At 44.9% G+C, this 16,689-nt stretch carries 17 protein-coding genes; 12 read left to right on the top strand and 5 right to left on the bottom strand.

The genetic code is table 11. The features are described 5' to 3' along the window. The first annotated feature begins 89 nt into the window (after window positions 1-89). The 8 genes from KDW99_RS17205 (at window position 90) to KDW99_RS17170 (ending at window position 8,576) form a co-directional block, all read left to right on the top strand. Window positions 90-872 carry a DeoR/GlpR family DNA-binding transcription regulator gene (locus KDW99_RS17205; protein WP_169459278.1) on the top strand — a complete coding sequence of 261 codons (783 nt, stop codon included), beginning with the start codon at window positions 90-92 and terminating at the stop codon, window positions 870-872. Window positions 873-934: 62 nt separating this feature from the next. Beyond that, a complete protein-coding gene (gene rhaS, locus KDW99_RS17200; protein WP_255826426.1) occupies window positions 935-1,930 on the top strand; it encodes a rhamnose ABC transporter substrate-binding protein in 996 nt (331 codons plus the stop codon). 233 nt (window positions 1,931-2,163) lie between these two features. Further along, entirely contained in the window at window positions 2,164-3,663 is a 1,500-nt protein-coding gene (locus KDW99_RS17195; protein ID WP_255826424.1) for a sugar ABC transporter ATP-binding protein, read from the top strand. Next, window positions 3,657-4,655 (top strand): ABC transporter permease, encoded by a 999-nt coding sequence (locus KDW99_RS17190; RefSeq protein ID WP_255826422.1) that lies wholly within the window; start codon window positions 3,657-3,659, stop codon window positions 4,653-4,655. The genes KDW99_RS17195 and KDW99_RS17190 overlap by 7 nt, the downstream gene beginning before the upstream one ends. Window positions 4,656-4,663: 8 nt before the next feature. Further along, entirely contained in the window at window positions 4,664-5,671 is a 1,008-nt protein-coding gene (locus KDW99_RS17185; protein ID WP_255826420.1) for an ABC transporter permease, read from the top strand. After that, window positions 5,668-7,377 (top strand): L-rhamnose mutarotase, encoded by a 1,710-nt coding sequence (locus KDW99_RS17180; protein WP_255826418.1) that lies wholly within the window; start codon window positions 5,668-5,670, stop codon window positions 7,375-7,377. The genes KDW99_RS17185 and KDW99_RS17180 overlap by 4 nt, the downstream gene beginning before the upstream one ends. Window positions 7,378-7,668: 291 nt before the next feature. Continuing rightward, window positions 7,669-8,115: an antitoxin Xre/MbcA/ParS toxin-binding domain-containing protein gene (locus KDW99_RS17175; RefSeq protein ID WP_255826416.1), complete on the top strand. Its 447-nt coding sequence runs from the start codon at window positions 7,669-7,671 to the stop codon at window positions 8,113-8,115. Further along, complete coding sequence (locus KDW99_RS17170; protein WP_255826414.1) at window positions 8,115-8,576, top strand: RES family NAD+ phosphorylase; 462 nt, start codon at window positions 8,115-8,117, stop codon at window positions 8,574-8,576. The genes KDW99_RS17175 and KDW99_RS17170 overlap by 1 nt, the downstream gene beginning before the upstream one ends. Window positions 8,577-8,615: 39 nt before the next feature. Here KDW99_RS17170 and KDW99_RS17165 read toward each other — a convergent pair whose 3' ends face one another. Beyond that, on the bottom strand, window positions 8,616-9,764 hold the full coding sequence (locus KDW99_RS17165; protein WP_113917879.1) for an alpha-hydroxy acid oxidase: 1,149 nt from the start codon (window positions 9,762-9,764) through the stop codon (window positions 8,616-8,618). Window positions 9,765-9,878: 114 nt separating this feature from the next. On the opposite strand from KDW99_RS17165, the gene KDW99_RS17160 reads away from it, so the two are divergent. The 4 genes from KDW99_RS17160 to KDW99_RS17145 all read left to right on the top strand — a co-directional run bounded on the left by KDW99_RS17160 (window position 9,879) and on the right by KDW99_RS17145 (window position 12,677). Next, window positions 9,879-10,778, top strand: a complete 900-nt coding sequence (locus tag KDW99_RS17160; protein ID WP_255826410.1) for a LysR family transcriptional regulator — start codon at window positions 9,879-9,881, stop codon at window positions 10,776-10,778. An 85-nt stretch (window positions 10,779-10,863) separates the two neighbouring features. Beyond that, a complete protein-coding gene (locus tag KDW99_RS17155) occupies window positions 10,864-11,106 on the top strand; it encodes a hypothetical protein (protein ID WP_114411221.1) in 243 nt (80 codons plus the stop codon). A 44-nt stretch (window positions 11,107-11,150) separates the two neighbouring features. After that, entirely contained in the window at window positions 11,151-11,972 is an 822-nt protein-coding gene (gene lepB, locus KDW99_RS17150) for a signal peptidase I (protein WP_255826407.1), read from the top strand. A 42-nt stretch (window positions 11,973-12,014) separates the two neighbouring features. Next, window positions 12,015-12,677: a hypothetical protein gene (locus tag KDW99_RS17145; RefSeq protein WP_255826405.1), complete on the top strand. Its 663-nt coding sequence runs from the start codon at window positions 12,015-12,017 to the stop codon at window positions 12,675-12,677. Window positions 12,678-12,758: 81 nt separating this feature from the next. On the opposite strand, the gene KDW99_RS17140 is transcribed toward KDW99_RS17145, so the two are convergent. The 4 genes from KDW99_RS17140 to KDW99_RS17125 form a co-directional block, all read right to left on the bottom strand. Further along, entirely contained in the window at window positions 12,759-13,334 is a 576-nt protein-coding gene (locus tag KDW99_RS17140) for a DoxX family protein (protein ID WP_255826404.1), read from the bottom strand. A 136-nt stretch (window positions 13,335-13,470) separates the two neighbouring features. After that, window positions 13,471-14,448: a 2-hydroxyacid dehydrogenase gene (locus tag KDW99_RS17135; RefSeq protein WP_255826402.1), complete on the bottom strand. Its 978-nt coding sequence runs from the start codon at window positions 14,446-14,448 to the stop codon at window positions 13,471-13,473. 48 nt (window positions 14,449-14,496) lie between these two features. Further along, window positions 14,497-15,450, bottom strand: a complete 954-nt coding sequence (locus tag KDW99_RS17130; protein ID WP_255826400.1) for a sugar kinase — start codon at window positions 15,448-15,450, stop codon at window positions 14,497-14,499. A 163-nt stretch (window positions 15,451-15,613) separates the two neighbouring features. After that, on the bottom strand, window positions 15,614-16,630 hold the full coding sequence (locus KDW99_RS17125) for a LacI family DNA-binding transcriptional regulator (RefSeq protein WP_255826398.1): 1,017 nt from the start codon (window positions 16,628-16,630) through the stop codon (window positions 15,614-15,616). Window positions 16,631-16,689 lie beyond the last annotated feature (59 nt).

The raw sequence follows: 16,689 nt of genomic DNA, 5'->3' as shown, positions 1-16,689 counted from the left end.
CATTTTTTATCTTTTTATGTGTTTTTGTGATCAATAGTGCTTGATAATGATTGAAAATTAATTATATTGATTATCGAGGGATTTAATCGATGCACGAAATTGAAAGGCATAGAGTGATCTTGTCTGAAGTTGAAGCTCGACCGATTGTGACGGTAGCGCACCTAGCCGACGTGTTAGGCGCTTCAGAAGCAACAGTTCGAAGAGATATCAGCTTTTTAGACAAGCAAAAGAAACTGCGTCGGGTGCGAGGTGGGGCGGAAGCCATTAATCCTCCATCTGATGTGAGTTTATTGGGAAGGCCTTACTCGGTTAGTCAAACGATTAACATGGACATAAAGCGTTGTATTGCGAAAGCGGCGGTGGATTTATTATCGGACAATATGTCAATAATGATCAGCGGCGGCACAACGACAGCGGCTATGTCTGAGTTTATGCGTGGCTTAAAGCTGCAAGTGCTGACCAATTCGTTTTCCATTGCCGATCAATTGATTAAAAAGAGTAAGTGCAGCGTGACCGTGCCGAGCGGAAAAATCCATCGGGAACAGAACATTATTTTGAGTCCGTTTCCAGATGATATTTCCAACCACACCTACGCTGATGTTCTTTTTATCGGTGCATATGGCATTAATTCTCATGGTGTGATGGAGACAGATCCACAAATCGTACAAGCGGTAATGAAATTGATAAATCGAGCAGATCAGCGGGTGCTTTTGGTTGATAGTACAAAGTTTCAAAACCGATCAAGTATGATCATTTGTCCTCTCTCACAGATAGATATCGTCATCACGGACGATGGAATAGATAACAAGAGTAAAGAAGTGATCAAAGCGGCAGGGTGTCGATTGATCATAGTAGAAAAACAAAAACAATAAACCGCGTCTCGGATACGACAACTTCTTGTTGTGTGACGATGAGCGCGCTCTTGGAGATAATTATGAAAAACAAACTCATCACGGCATGTGTGTTGGCTTCTGCAACTTTATTTGCTTCTGGTACGTATGCAGCGGATCAGGTTCGAGTGGCGTTGTTAGTGAAAGCATTAGGTATTGGCTTTTTCGAAGCGGCGTACCGCGGTGCAGAAGAAGCTAAAAAAGAGTTAGGCGATGTGGAGATTATCTACACTGGGCCAACGTCTACTACCGCTGAAGGCCAAATTGAAATCATCAACTCGCTGATCGCGCAGCGTGTTGATGCGATTGCGGTATCTGCAAACGATGCGGATGCCTTGGTTCCTTCCTTGAAAAAAGCCCAACAGCGTGGCATTAAAGTCATTTCTTGGGACTCTGGTGTTGGCAAAGAAGGTCGCCAAGTTCATTTAAACCCTTCTAGTAATAGTCTGATTGGCGAAATGAATGTGCAGCTTGCTGCTGATGCTATTAAAGCCAAAGGCAAAAAATCTGGTACTTTTGCCATCCTGAGCGCAACGCCAACCTCGACCAACCAAAATATTTGGATTGGTGAGATGAAAAAATCCCTTAGCAAATTTCCTAACCTAAAACTTGTCGATACCGTTTACGGTGATGACTTAGCGGATAAGAGTTTCCGTGAAGCCACCGCCTTGATCAAAAACCACCCTGATCTAGATGTTATCGTGGCACCAACGACTGTCGGTATTTTGGCCGCAGCGCAAGCTGTTAGCGATTTGGGATTAACAGGCAAAGTGTATGTGACTGGTTTAGGTCTTCCTTCTGAATTGGCAGGTCATGTGCACAGCGGTGCCATTCATAGCTTTGCTATCTGGAACCCAATCGATCTTGGTTATTCAGCAACCATGCTGGCGTACAACCTTGTGAAAGGCAAAGGTACGAAAACCGAAATTCCAATGGGTCGTATGGGCACGCTTGAGCTAGACAAAAATGGCGACGGCGCAATGGCGAAGCCCTTTATTTACGATGCTTCAAACGTTGATGAATTCTCTTCTATTTTCTAGTCGCTACTAACCCGCTCCCAACCTCCCCCTTAGCATGAGGAGGCGCTAAGAGCTTTTGTTCTTTCTACTTATGAAGGGAGGGCTAGGTTGGGGGGTTATAACAGAGCTTTCCCAACCTCCCCCTTAGCATGAGGAGGCACTAAGAGTTTTTGTTCCCTCCCCTTATGAAGGGGAGGGGGTGGGGTTTTACTCGTTCAATAATTTCATAATGAATAACAATAAGAGCAGCCGTTATGAACAATGCAATTTTTAGTCTAAAAAAGGTGAGTAAGGTTTTTCCAGGTGTGAAAGCACTGGATGGTGTCGACCTTCATCTTTATCCTGGCCAAGTGACCGCTTTGATCGGTGAAAACGGCGCAGGTAAATCGACTCTAGTAAAAACCATGACTGGCATTTATCAGCCGGATGGTGGGGAAATTATTTTTAATGGCAAGTCTGTGCAGTTTCATTCCCCTCACGATTCTCATGCTTTAGGCATCACTGCGATTCATCAAGAAACCGTGTTGTTTGATGATCTGACGGTGGCGGAAAACATTTTTCTAGGGAACTATCCGCTGACTAAACGCTTTTCCATTGATTGGCCTGCGATGGAGACGAGGTCACAAGAAATTCTGTCGTCAATCAATGCTCACATGAACCCTAATCAAATCTTACGCGAATTAAGTATTGGCCAAAAACACATGGTCGGTATCGCTCGCGCTTTGTCTGTTGATGCCAAAGTAGTGATTTTAGATGAGCCCACGGCGGCGTTATCTCATCATGAAATTCACGAGCTTTATGAACTGGTAAATACCTTAAAAAGCCAAGGTAAGGCGATACTTTTTATTACCCACAAGTTCGATGAGATTTTCACTCTGGCAGATCGCTATACCGTGTTCCGTGATGGTTCTTTTGTGGGCGAAGGTTTTATCAAAGACACCAACGAGGCGAAGTTAGTGGAAATGATGGTAGCGCGAAGCATCGAAGCCACTTATCCGAAAAAAGACGTAGAAATTGGCGAGACACTATTAGAGGTGAGTAACTTATGTCACACAACAGAGTTCGCCAATATTAGTTTTAGTTTGAAAAAAGGCGAGATTCTTGGTGTTTATGGTCTGGTAGGGTCTGGCAGAACGGAAGTGATGCAAGCTTTGTTTGGTACTACGGATCATGTGACAGGCTCTGTCAAAATGAATGGTAAAGAAGTGATTATTCACTCACCCAAAGAGGCTATCGATAACGGCATTGTGTATGTGCCAGAAGAACGTCAGAAACAAGGTATCGTGTTGGAATTGCCTATTTATCAAAACGTTAGTTTGCCACAGATGGAGCGTTTGGCGAAACACGGACAAATCGACCAAGAAGGCGAAATGGCACTGGCTCGCCAATATTGTGAGCGTTTGCAGGTTAAAGCGTCTTGTTGGAATGAAAAGGTGATGAACCTATCGGGTGGTAATCAACAAAAAGTCGTTATCGCTAAATGGCTCGCCACCAACCCGAAAGTCATTATTTTAGATGAGCCAACCAAAGGCATCGACATAGGGTCGAAAGCGGCGGTGCATGAGTTTATGTCTGAACTGGTGGATTCAGGCTTGTCTGTGATCATGGTGTCGTCGGAGTTACCGGAAATTCTTGGTATGTCAGATCGTATTTTGGTGATGAACGAAGGTCTAATGGTCGGTGAATTATCACGTGCTGACGCAACGCCTGAGAAGGTGGTTTCGCTTGCGACGGGAGGCAGTGTGACATGTTAAAACGTTTAATTTACTCCCGTGAAGGCGTGCTCAGCATCATTGTGCTGGCGATGTTTTTTGGTGTTGGCGTGATCAGCCCTGATTTTATTAGTCTATCGAACAGTGTCAGCATTTTTAATGATACCTCAATTCTGATCATGCTAGCGCTGGGGCAAATGTTGGTCATTCTAACGCGTTGTATTGATTTGTCTGTGGCGGCCAACGTGGCCTTTACTGGCATGTTTGTCGCTATGGTGAATCAATATTTCCCCGAGCTCCATATGTCATTGTTGATATTTTTATCGCTGTTTATTGGCGCCTTGTTAGGGGCGATTAACGGCTTATTTGTTTGGCTATTAAAAGTGCCTTCTATTGTGATTACCCTTGGTACCATGAGTATTTATCGTGGCGCGACGTTTCTATTATCAGACGGTGCGTGGGTGAATTCTCACCAAATGAGCGAGTCTTTTATAGGCTTACCCCGCTATGAAATTTTATCCATGCCTGTGCTTGGCTGGATGGCCGTCGCTGCCATTATCTTATTTTTCTGGGCAATGAAGTTCAGTGTTTGGGGACGTAACTTTTATTCGGCAGGCGGCAACCCAATGGCCGCATTTTACTCCGGTGTAAACGTGGGTAAGGTGCAGTTTTATGCTTTTTTAGTGTCGGGTACCTTATCTGGTTTATGTGGATATTTGTGGGTATCGCGCTTTGCGGTTGCCTATGTGGATGTAGCCAATGGCTTTGAACTGCAAGTAATCGCGGCGTGCGTGATTGGTGGTGTGAGTATCGTTGGCGGTTTGGGCACTGTGGTGGGGTGTGTGATTGGTGCCTTGTTTATCGGCGTGGTGAATAACGCCTTGCCCATTATTGGTGTCTCACCGTTTTGGCAAATGGCGATTTCAGGTTTGGTGATTATTATCGCCGTCATTGCCAATGCAACATCTGGCAAAGATAAGGCGCGGATTATCTTACGTAACCCCAATGCAAATGACGAAATACGAGCTAATTAGAGGCGCATATGGATACAACAATAAAAAAATCAGCAACGCCAGATTCAATGTTTACCAGCAAACTACAGGGCTTGCTACGCTGGGAAAGTTTTTTGGTCTTAATCGTCTTTTTAGTGTGCGTGATGAATTCTTATTTATCCCCTTATTTTTTAGACCCTTGGAATCTATCGGATGCGACCTTTAACTTTACCGAAAAAGCCTTAATCGCTTTGCCGATGGCGATGCTGATTATCGCCAAAGAAATTGATATTTCTGTGGCAGCTATTATTTCGCTTTCCAGTACCTTGATGGGGTTAGTCGCACAAATGGGCGCACCCGTTTATGCGGTCGCATTTGTTGGTATTTTGGCGGGGGCGGCTTGTGGTCTGTTTAATGGCGTCTTGGTGACGCGTTTCAAGATTCCCTCCATTGTGGTGACAATCGGTACCATGAGTTTATTTCGTGGTATCAGTTATATCTTGTTGGGCGACCAAGTTGTACGTGACTATCCAGATGGCTTTGAGTTCTTTGGGCAGGGGTATGTTTATTGGGTATTCTCGTTTGAACTGGTGTTGTTTGCCTTCTTTGCTTTGGTGTTTTATTGGTTGCTGCATCGCACTACGTTTGGCCGTTACACCTATGCGATTGGTAATAATCCGACGGCGTCTTATTATTCGGGGATCAAGGTGGATAAGCATCGTTTGATCCTGTTTACCTTGGTCGGTGTGATGTCTGGTGTTGCCTCTATTCTGCTTACTTCACGTTTGGGCAGCACGCGCCCAAGTATCGCCATGGGTTGGGAACTCAGTATTATTACCATGGTGGTTCTAGGGGGCGTGAGCATCCTTGGCGGTAGCGGAAGCATTGCTGGTGTGGTGTTGGCGGTGATTCTAATGGGTTTGGTCACCTTTGGTATGGGGCTGTTGAATATTCCAGGCATCGTCATGACGATTATCGTTGGCGTGATGTTAATCACTGTTGTGAGTTTACCAGTACTGATTACTCTATATAAAAACAAAAAGGCAAAAGCGTTATGAGATATGCCTCAGTAATGTATTTACACAAAGGCTGTGAAGAAGAATACAAGAAACGTCATGATGAACTCTGGCCAGAGCTTGCTGAGCACCTTAAGCAACATGGCATCCGTAATTATTATATTCACTTGGATGCTAATGAGAGTGATCAAAACGCAAACCGATTGTATGCCACCTTTGATGCGGATGATCTGGATTCACAAGCCTTAGCTGACCATCCCGTTATGCAGCGTTGGTGGGAATACATGGCGGACATCATGGAAACCAAAACCCCATCGTTTGAACCTGTCGCTGATGCGCTGCAAGAAGTGTTTCGCTTTAATGTGTTGCAACCTAATAAAACACGCGTGGTAGCAGTGTTAGACATTGGTAAAACCAACATTAAGATCTGCCAGATGGATGGGCAAACTGGCGCGTTATTGCATATTGAAAAACGTGTTAATGGCGTCGTTGACGCGCCGCCATATCCTCATGTGGATGTGGATTCTATTTGGCAATGGATCAAAGACACCCTTGCCGATTTAGCCCAGCGCTATTTTATTGCCAGCATTGCGATTACCACTCATGGCGCGACCATTGCGTGCATGAAGGGCGACCAACTTGCCTTGCCGATACTGGATTATGAATACGATGGCGTGTCTGACCTAAAAGCAGAGTACGATGCGGCACGTCCAGACTTTAGTGAGTCTTTTAGTCCTAGATTGCCCCAAGGCTTGAACTTAGGTGCGCAATTGTTCTGGCAGCAAAAACGCTTTGCAGATGAGTTCGCAACAGTCGATTCGTTACTCTTGTATCCGCAATATTGGGGCTATAAACTCAGTGGAAACAAAGCCGCTGAAGTCACCTCGTTAGGTTGTCATACCGATCTGTGGAATCCGACCAGCTGTCAGTTTTCTACTTTTTGTGAACAACAGCAGTGGGCAGAGCGCTTTCCAGAAGTCATGGAAACGGGCGCAAAACTGGGCACCATTTTGCCAGACTTAGCCAAAGAAACGGGCTTGCCGCCGAGTTGCGTTATCTTCAACGGTATACATGATTCCAACGCTTCGTTGGTGCCTTATATCGGGCAACCGATGGAAAAGCTCACTGTCGTGTCTAGCGGTACTTGGACGGTCATCGCCACCATTAACGGTAAGCTGGATTCGCTACAAGAAGACAAAGACATGCTCGCCAATGTGGACGCTCTCGGGCGTGCTACACCGACGATTCGCTTTATGGGCGGGCGTGAGTGGGAGCAGCTGCGCAGTGACAGCAAAGCGACCTTGAGCGATGTGAACTTCATTTTAGAAAACGGTATTTTGGCTATTCCTGCCTTTGCCAAAGGCGGCGGGCCATTTGCCCACTGCGAAGGGCGTATTATTGACCGAGGCATTGAATTAACGCCTGCTCGGCAGTCTGCTTTGGCGGATGTGTACGTGGCTTTGATGACGGATTATTGTCTGGATCTGATGGACAGCAGCGACACCGTTATCGTCGAAGGCGCATTTAGCAATAATGTTAATTTCCTCACCTTATTGGCTTGTATGCGCAGCCAAAATGAAATTTATGCCTCTCGTGATGTTACCGGCACCTCCGGCGGCGCGGCCTTGCTGTCTAACAAAAGCTTAAAGCTAAAAGGCCGCCTCAGCCTAGCTATGTGTGACGTACAAATAAAACCACTGCTGAACCTGTATCGTCAGCAATGGCGGGATTTAGTGGGGGAGTTGTAGTTTTAGCTGTGTGACAAAAGGCTGCAAACAATGTCTCACTTTGACACTGGCGCGAATATGTTATGTGGCGTTGTTGGTGGTTTTCTGTTGCTTTGCTGATGAAAAAATCACGCCAAGCGAACTTCTAGTTTTTTCCCCAGAGCGTTAGTAAAACGCTCAAGAGTCGATGATTTCACATTATCCGAATGGTTCTCAATGCGAGATATAGCACTTTTTTAAGGAGTGTGACTTGCGCATCTTGATGCAAACGCTACAATAAATGTTGCAACTGCATCATAATTTGGAGGTTTTATGGCAATTCGAGCTTTTAAACCCAGTAAAAAAGAAAAAGTAGGGCTTCTGCCTGCATTAGCTTTGTCTAATGATCCAGTGAGTGCGTCAAATCAATTAGCAGAAGGGTTCGACTTTGCTTTTCTTGGACGCATTGTTAAACAGGCACAGATCAAGCAGGCTACCGTGCTGAAAGCGGCAGGAGTTGATAGAGGGACTTTAAGTCGCCACACTAAAGCGCGTACAAAATGGACGGGGGCTTCTGCAGTCAAAGTTTATAATGCTGCTCGAATCATTGATGCCGCATTAAATTTGTTTGATCAAGACAAACAAAAGGCCGAAAACTGGCTTAATACACCAGCCATTGCGCTCGGTGGCATAAGCCCTGCTGATTACGCGAAATATCCGCTAGGGCAAGAAGCGGTGATAGACCTTATCGGTAGAATTAAACATGGGGTAATCATCTAATGAAGCTCTATCGTTTGTGCAAAATGGAGTTTGCTGATACGGCGTTTGATGGTTATGGCGCAAGAACTTATGGCGGTCGCTGGAACCCAAAAGGATTTGATTGTGTGTATTTAGGTGAATCAAAGTCTGTCTGTCTACTTGAAACAGTTGCGCATTTAACGGATGCAAAAGCCTTGGATCAGTTCGCGATGTTGTCCATCGATGTTCCAGAAGAACTGATCATGGCGTTTCAAGAGAGTGATTTACCAGACAATTGGAGAGATTATCCAGCTCCGCAAGAATTAGCCGATATGGGGGCGGAATGGCTAGAAAGTGCTGAAAGCCTTGTATTATTGGTACCCAGTGTTATATCGGGTGACTTTTATGCGTTACTAAATCCTAAACACCATAAATGTCGAGAATTTACGGAGACTGCTCAACGAGTCGCCTTTTCTATTGATCCAAGATTAGCTCCACGATAGTCGTTGCAGAGCCAAATCTATTAACCAATATGTCGAAGGCTAAGACCTAAACCGCAAGTTCTCTTTTGTTAGTTGATCAATTGATGTTTTGCCCATGAGTTTCATGTCTCGTTCGAGTTCGGCTTTCATGAGTCCAAGTGCGCGTTCTACGCCGGGTTGTCCAGCGGCGGCGAGTGGGTATAAGTACATACGGCCGATGCCGACGGCTTTGGCGCCTAGGGATAAAGCTTTGAGTACGTGTGTGCCCCGTTGTACGCCGCTGTCGAAGATAACGTCTATTTCGTCACCCACTTCATCAACAATTTCTGCTAGTTGGTCAAAGGAGCTGCGCGAGCCATCAAGTTGACGTCCGCCATGATTGGAAATAATCACGCCAGTGCAACCAATTTCCACCGCTTTGCGGGCGTCTTCTCGGCTCATGATGCCTTTTAAGCAAAACTCTCCGTCCCAGAATTTCACCATTTCCGCTACGTCGTCCCAGTTCATTGATGGGTCGAGCATGTTGGTAAAGTAGTCGCCAATCGAAGTTGCACCTGATCCCATGTCGACATGTTCGTCGAGCTGCGGCAAACGGAATTTCTCATGGGTCACGTAGTTAATGCCCCACATGGGTTTGAGGACAAATTGCAGCATGCCTTTTAGGTTCAATTTAAAAGGAATGGCGAATCCTGTACGAAGGTCGCGTTCTCGGTTGCCGCCAGTAATAGAATCGACTGTTAACATCATCACTTGCACGCCTGCGTCTTTGGCGCGTTGCATCATGGCGCGGTTCAGTTCGCGGTCTTTATGGAAGTAAAACTGATAGACCTGAGGCGTGGTAGTTTGCTTTGCGATTTCTTCCATGCTCACTGTGCCAAGAGATGATACGCCAAACATGGTGCCGTATTTTTCCGCGGCATTGGCGACGGCTCTTTCACCATCGTGATGGAATAATCGCTGTAAGGCAGTAGGCGAACAGTATATTGGCAGGGCGAGTTTTTGCCCCATAACGGTAACTGACAAGTCCACGTCTTTTACGCCAGTCAGGACGCTGGGCACTAGGTCGCAGGTTTCAAATGCGGCCGTGTTGCGGCGGTAAGTTGTCTCGTCGTCGGCACCACCATCAATGTAATTGAAGATCGGACTTGGTAGGCGTTTTTTGGCTAGGGTGCGAAAGTCTTGGAAGTTGTGGCAGTCTTTGAGACGCATGGATTCTGCTCCTTTTATTTTGTTCATTCACTATAGTCTCAGTTCTATTTATAATAAATACGACATAAACTAATAAACTATTTCTAAAAACGTCTTAATTAAAAGGGCACAACATTGAACGCAGCCGATTTAACGCTTTTTGTGAATGTAGCCGATGCGGGGTCGTTTAATAAAGCGGCTCAGCAAGCCGGGTTGTCGACACCAGCCTTAAGTAAGCGCATTAGTAAGCTTGAACAAGACCTTGGTGCACAGTTGATTCATCGAACGACAAGACGGCTCAGCCTTACCGAAGCAGGAGAGAGTTTGTATGTTCACGCCAAGAATATAGAAGGCCAAGTGAGCGACGCAATTGCTTCTGTGTCGGCGTTTAGTCAAGGGCTCACAGGCACGATAAAGATGTCCGTGCCGACGATTTCTGGGGAATTGTTATTGGCTGAAGCGGTGGCGGATTTTTGTCAAAAATACCCGAATATTACCGTGGATATGCGCCTTGAAAATGACTTTGTGGATCTGGTTGGCGAAGGATTAGATCTGGCGATTCGAACCGGCAAGTTGGAAGATTCAAGCCTAATTGCCAAGCCTTTGATTCAATCAAATTGGGTAATCTGTTGCTCGCCAAGTTACATCGAGCGTCATGGTGACGTCAGCAGCTTAGAAGCACTGAAAGATCATAATTGCTTAGCTTACACCTACCAAGCCCAAGGCTCGTTTGATTGGCGCTTTACTCGAAACAACATTGAAGAAAGTGTACGCATCAGCGGTAGTTTCGCCACGAATAACGCCCAAGCATTACGCAAGGCCGCCTTGGCGGGTTTTGGAATCGTCTATGTGCCGCGTTGCTGTGTGTATGAAGATTTACAGCAAGGCAAGTTAGTCACCATTTTACCGGATTACCAACCCCGGCAACTGGGCGTTTACGCTATTTACCCTTTTACTAAATACCTTCCGGAAAAGTTGAGGCTATTGATAGAGCACATCAAACAAGCCTATCAGGATAAGAAAGCGTATTTTTAGTAATGGCTGGTAATGGAAGTTGCTTTTCATTTATCTGTTTTGTCCTTATTCTTAATTTTTTAGTGGTTTTATGATGGGAGCTCTTATGTCTGGTCAAGGTTCAGGTGGCAATGTGATTGCTGCACTTTGTAATGTTTTTATTCCTGGATTAGGTCAGTTGGTGCAGGGACGTATCTTTATGGCGCTGTTCTTTTTTGTAACCGTCTTTGTGAGCTATGCATTAGGGGCAACGGTGATTTTGTTCTTTATGTGGTTAGTTGGCGGAATTTTACATCTTTGGTCAATTATTGATGCCGCGCGTTTTTCTCGATTTCGTTCGGTTTTATAACGGGGCGCAGGTAAAGTATAAGCTGATAAAGAAGAGCTTTATTAATGATTGAAGGGAAGCAAAACGTAAAGAAAAGAAGCCCTATTTGGGCCTTGATGTTGTCGATCTTATCGCCGGGATTTGGACATGTGTATGCAGGGAATTTGAAAAAAGGGTTATGGCTGTTTTTTCTACAATTTGGTGGGTTATTTGTATTTGGTAAGCTTGGCTGGCTTTCAACTGCCTATGGTATTTGGTTTTTCATAGCCTTTTTACTGTGCCTTTATTTGTATGCCATGCTCAGTGCTGTGAGACTTGCCTTGGCAAATAAAACCTACGAACTGAAGCCTTATAACCGCTGGTATTGCTACCTGATTATACTGGCTTTGATCTTGTTTCTTGGTCAAACGCTTATCTCGTCTCGTGGTGCCTTGTTGGGTTTTGAGCTTTATCAGGTTCCCTCCCGTTCTATGATGCCGACGCTTCAGCCTGGCGATTACATTGCTGTTGATACAAAAGATTTGTCTTTAAACGTGGGTGATGTCGTGGTGTTTCGTTATCCAAATAACAGACAAACCTTGTTTACTCAACGAGTGGTAGCCCTAGGGAATGATAGAGTGGCTATTGAAAATGGCCAAGTGATATTAAACGGTAAACCCGAGCTTATTGCTTCAGTTGATGAGCGCTTTAGACGCAACGAAGTCTCTATGTCTATGTCCGAAACTGTGGTGCCAGAAGGGCAAGTATTTGTCTTAGGTGATTGGCGAGATAACAGTAATGACAGTCGCTATTGGGGGGCTTTTTCTGAGTCTGATATTATTGGTAAAGTGACTTATATTTGGCTTTCTAAAGAGTTTAGTCGTCTGGGCAACAAGATTAATCTGTAAGAGGTTCAAATACAATTTTGAGACTCAACATAAGTAAATTAAATGAGTAGTGATATTAGGGACGTTCTTACCCAAGCAAGAGAATTAGCAAAAAAAGAAAAATACTCGGAAGCTCTAGTCCAATACGAGTATTTCTTCGATCATGCCTTAGCTGAAGATATTTCATTAAGTGGCATTCGTGCGTCTTATTGTTTGTCTGAATGGGCTGCTCTTGGGAATAAACTGCCTGAGGCCAAAATCCATTTAGAAGTGAGGAAAAATGAAGCGCTACGCTTGTTCGAAGAAACAAAGAGCTTTGATTTTTTTCGCGATTATGTCTCTATTTGCCGAGCGCTAGATTGCGATGATGCTATTGCTACATTCGAGCGCTACTCTCAAATCGACAAGTCATTGGCTGAGAAGGTATTTTCTTCACTGGATGAGCTTCTCATTGATGCTGAACGCTGGGACCTTTGTAAACCGTATGTAGAATGTCGGTTGAATAAATACGACCTTTTGGTTCGCGCGCTTGATACGGATATGACATTGAGTGAACCCCTAATAACTGTATTGAAGGGGAACTTGATTGGGGTGGTTAATCGTACCTTAGTGATGTTACATCATTGCGGGGATGGCGATAAAGAATCGACGTTCTTTAATCACGTATCTAAGAGTTTAGATGAGCTTGGCTTTTCTGAACTAAAAGACAAGATGGTTGTGCTTTAGTTTTTTATTTAGAAAGACAGAATAAGAGTTAATGAAAGGAAGAGGTGGTATACATCTCTTCCTTTTTTATGGAATAAAGCCTTAGAACTGTTTCTTAAACAGGCGGTCTAGCGAGAAATAGCCCCCGCCAAACGCGGCAAGTAATAGGGCGCCAGCAGTCCAGAAGATAGAAGCCAGTTCTGCTTTTAGTTGTACAGAAGAAAGAAACGCGCCACCGCCATCAGCCAAACGTTTTATACCATTTTGTGTGAAGAAGTCACTTCCAGCGTTTAGTGCGTCTATACCAGCTTGAGTTAATAAAGCGTCGCCATAAGGGTGAGCAGCATGGAACCATAACGTAATGGCCAACATAACCGCGTTCGCGATTGCGATTGGTCGGGTGATTAATCCCACGGCAATGAACATACCACCAAAGAACTGCATGCCAGCTAACATGGGTGACCAAAGCCAACCTGGATAAAAGCCTAAGTTTTCCACAAAGCCCACTTGAGCAAAAGGAGCAATGATTTTTGGCCAGCCTTCCACAACCAGCATGCCGCCGATAATAATGCGGAACAGCGCCCAGCCAAATGGTTGAGCGAAGGCATTATAGAAGCTGCTCATAAATGGCAAATAAAGATGATCTTTTTCGTTTTTAAATACCGGTAAGTTAGACATTTTATCCCTCTCGACTATAGTGGTTTCCATAAGTGAAAGAGTAGCATTAGTCATTTTTATGGCTGCTGACTTGGGTCAAGTTATTGTTCTTAGAAGGAGAAATAGAGTAGGTATGGGGCTGTAGATAGCCAAAAGGCTATCTACTTAACAAATGTTGATTGGCGCAGTTCTGCGAGATATCACCATTGAGTGCATTGATCAGGTTGTCGACTGCACAGGTAATCATAGCAAGACGTGTTTCTGCCGTTGCTGATCCTATGTGTGGGAAAAGCACCGCATTGTCCAGTTTGCAAAGCGGTGAGTCGCCAGGTAAAGGTTCGACTTCAAAGACATCTAAACCCGCAGCGCGAATGGTGCGTTTACTGAGAGCGTCGATAAGCGCTGCTTCATCAATAACTTTGCCACGAGACCCATTAATGAAAATGGCATTTGGCTTCATCATAGCGAATTCTTTTGCGCCGATTAATCGTTCAGTTTCCGCGGTTAATGGCGTCATCACGCAAACAAAATCGGATGTTTTGAGTAGTTCTTCCATGTCCATGTAAGTAGCGTTTAGATCTTGCTCGGCGTCTGGTTTGCGACTGCGGTTGCTGTACTGGATCTTCATGTTAAAACCAAAATGTCCGCGTTTAGCGATGGCATAACCTATGCGGCCCATGCCAATAATACCAAGGGTTTTTCCGTGTACATCAGTGCCGTAAAGCGACTCACCTATGTTACTGTTCCAGCGACCTTCTCGCACCATGTTAGATAATTCAACAGCACGTCTTGCAGTACACATGATCAGCGTAAACATAGTATCGGCGGTGGTTTCGTCTAATACGCCTGGCGTGTGCATTAAGGGAATGCCACGCTCGGTGAGGTAATTCAAATCATATAGATCTGTGCCAACGGAAATCGTCGATGCGGCTTTGAGCCTAGGTGCAAGGCTCAATAGCTCTGCACCCATTTTAGTGCTGGTGCCTATTAAGCCTTCCGTGTCAGCAAGGGCAGCTATGAAGGCATCTTTGTTATCTTCATTGATATTATTAAAGAAGGTCACGTCATACTGTGCTTCAAGTCGCTGGCGCTCTTCTGCTGGAATGTCTCGGTATAAAATGACCTTTTTCTTCATCTCGTTACTCCCTTTTGGCTGTCTTCGTATAGGTCGCTTTTCTCTTAATTATTTTTCTAAACTATTGAGGCGCGCACGAGTTGGTAAACCTTCACTGTCACCACGAACTTGCACAGTTAAAGAGCCGAGCAGGTTTCCGCGACGAGCAGCTTGCTCCATGGTTTTTCCATCGAGTAATGCTGAAATTACACCAACAGCAAAGCTATCGCCAGCACCCACTGTATCGACCACTTTTTCCACTGGGAAGCCTGCAACCGTTCCTGATTCACCAGTACTGGTTTTGAAGAATGCGCCTTTGCTACCTAGTTTAACGATAACTGTTTTGACGCCTTGCTGCAGATAAAAGTCGGCAATCACTTCTGGTTGATCACTACCCGCGAGGATTTTGCCTTCTTCTATACCCGGCAAAACGATGTCGCTGGAAAAGGCAAATTCATTAATATTCGCAATCATAGTGGCTTCATCAGGCCATAAAGTTGGTCGTAAATTTGTGTCAAAAGACACACTGCAGCCTCGCTCTTTGGCTAGGTTTAAGGCGTGTTTTGTCGCCTCACGCATTGAGCTAGATACTGCTATCGAGATGCCAGTTAGATGTAAATGGGAACCCGCTTTGAATAAATTTTCGTCTATGTCTGTAGCGCTTAATGTGGAAGCGGCAGAGTTTTTGCGGAAGTATTCTACCTTAGGGTCGCTGCCGTCGGTTACGTTGGATTTCAGCATAAAACCAGTAGCGTGATTAGCGCTTTCAGAAATCCGGTCTGTGTGAATATTCTCATTGCTAATTGCTTGACGAATAAATTGACCAAAGCTGTCTTTACCGACTTTGCTAATGTAGCAGGCTTCAAAACCTAAGCGAGCCATACCGATAGCGACGTTAACTTCCGCCCCAGCTAAAGAGCGGTGGAATTCTTCAATGTCAGCAAGTTGGCCTGGCGTTTTGGCCACAAACATAGCCATGGCTTCGCCAAGTGTGACAAAAGAATGTGATTGATTATTTTGCATGTAGATTGCCCCTGAGGTTTTTGTGTTTATGGAGGTCAAATAGTATTCGATGAAAGTATCATGGAATCGATTCCATGAATAGGGTTTGTGAATTGCTTTTAAAAAAATATATGGTTGTTTTTTAATCATATAATTTTTATTTAAATGTTTTTTTGTAAAGGCGCTAGGTGGAATGACGAATAACGAGTTCGGCTTTGAGCTTTATGTGCTGTGGGGCTTCGTTGTTGCCTTGAACTCTAGCAAGCAATCGCTCGCAAGCGGTTTGACCTATGAGTTGCGTTGGCTGGCGCATGACGGTAATACCGCCTTCGAACAATTGAGCCCATTCTGGGTCGTCTATGCTGATTAAGCCTATTTGCGAGCCGATACGAATGTCTAACTGTTTCAAGGCTTTCGCGGTACTCATCATAGCGACACCATTGGTGGTGAATATGGCTTTTTTGCGCTTTGGGTGAGCGGCGATGAAGTCTTCAATGACCTTGACTAACAAACTAACGCTCATCTTTTCAATTTCAATGACATCGCACGTAATGTTGTCGTTTTCTTTTATGAAGGCTTGGATCGCATCGACCCTTGCTTGGCGAGGATCAATCGCGATGGATTCGGTCACCACCAAGATGGATTCGTAAGCGTTGGCTTGTAAGTGCTCGCACGCATCGTTTGCGGCGGCTTCGTTGTCGAGTCCGATAGTATCGAACCCTAAAGACGTATTGATTCTATCAACCAATACCAAAGGGCAAGATAGACGTTTTAAATTGTTTACTTGTTTTTGTGCCATGCCAGCAGTGTTGACTATGATGCCATCGACTCGGTGAGCTTCGAGTAAGGATAAATAGCTGTCCTGTAAATCTTCTTTGTTGTCAGTATTACAGACCATCAACATGTAGCCTTCGCGACGGCAAATATGTTCAATCCCTTGCAGTACATCGATGGAATAGGGGTTAGTCACATCCGCGAGTAACAGACCGATGAGTTTTGAGTGTCCCGCTCTGAGCATTCGGGCCGAATGGTTAGGACGAAAATCTAGGTGAGTGATGGCTTGCGCAATTTTTTCTCGTAGCTCATCTGATAATTTGTCTTGTTCCCCATTGAGGTAACGTGAAACACTGGTCTTACCCACTTTGGCGTATTTCGCAACGTCTGAAATAGTTGTGAAGCTCTTGTTATTTTTCTTCAGCAATGTGTCGTCTCAATAGTTGTATTTAGTGAGTATAAGAGTAGGTGATTTGCCGTACTGTA

It is taken from the genome of Marinomonas rhizomae, from assembly GCF_024397855.1.
GTDB classification, from domain to species: Bacteria; Pseudomonadota; Gammaproteobacteria; order Pseudomonadales; family Marinomonadaceae; genus Marinomonas; species Marinomonas rhizomae_A.
The sequence above is the reverse complement of the archived record's forward strand: the minus strand, read 5'-3'. Positions and strand labels throughout refer to the sequence as shown.

Coding starts and splice junctions, on each gene's coding strand:
- KDW99_RS17135 (WP_255826402.1), bottom strand. CDS start 14,448: ATGAAGAAAAAGGTCATTTTATACCGAGACATTCCAGCAGAAGAGCGC.
- KDW99_RS17185 (WP_255826420.1), top strand. CDS start 4,664: ATGGATACAACAATAAAAAAATCAGCAACGCCAGATTCAATGTTTACC.
- lepB (WP_255826407.1), top strand. CDS start 11,151: ATGATTGAAGGGAAGCAAAACGTAAAGAAAAGAAGCCCTATTTGGGCC.
- KDW99_RS17180 (WP_255826418.1), top strand. CDS start 5,668: ATGAGATATGCCTCAGTAATGTATTTACACAAAGGCTGTGAAGAAGAA.
- KDW99_RS17155 (WP_114411221.1), top strand. CDS start 10,864: ATGTCTGGTCAAGGTTCAGGTGGCAATGTGATTGCTGCACTTTGTAAT.
- KDW99_RS17205 (WP_169459278.1), top strand. CDS start 90: ATGCACGAAATTGAAAGGCATAGAGTGATCTTGTCTGAAGTTGAAGCT.
- KDW99_RS17190 (WP_255826422.1), top strand. CDS start 3,657: ATGTTAAAACGTTTAATTTACTCCCGTGAAGGCGTGCTCAGCATCATT.
- KDW99_RS17165 (WP_113917879.1), bottom strand. CDS start 9,764: ATGCGTCTCAAAGACTGCCACAACTTCCAAGACTTTCGCACCCTAGCC.
- KDW99_RS17170 (WP_255826414.1), top strand. CDS start 8,115: ATGAAGCTCTATCGTTTGTGCAAAATGGAGTTTGCTGATACGGCGTTT.
- KDW99_RS17130 (WP_255826400.1), bottom strand. CDS start 15,450: ATGCAAAATAATCAATCACATTCTTTTGTCACACTTGGCGAAGCCATG.
- KDW99_RS17175 (WP_255826416.1), top strand. CDS start 7,669: ATGGCAATTCGAGCTTTTAAACCCAGTAAAAAAGAAAAAGTAGGGCTT.
- KDW99_RS17195 (WP_255826424.1), top strand. CDS start 2,164: ATGAACAATGCAATTTTTAGTCTAAAAAAGGTGAGTAAGGTTTTTCCA.
- rhaS (WP_255826426.1), top strand. CDS start 935: ATGAAAAACAAACTCATCACGGCATGTGTGTTGGCTTCTGCAACTTTA.
- KDW99_RS17145 (WP_255826405.1), top strand. CDS start 12,015: ATGAGTAGTGATATTAGGGACGTTCTTACCCAAGCAAGAGAATTAGCA.
- KDW99_RS17140 (WP_255826404.1), bottom strand. CDS start 13,334: ATGTCTAACTTACCGGTATTTAAAAACGAAAAAGATCATCTTTATTTG.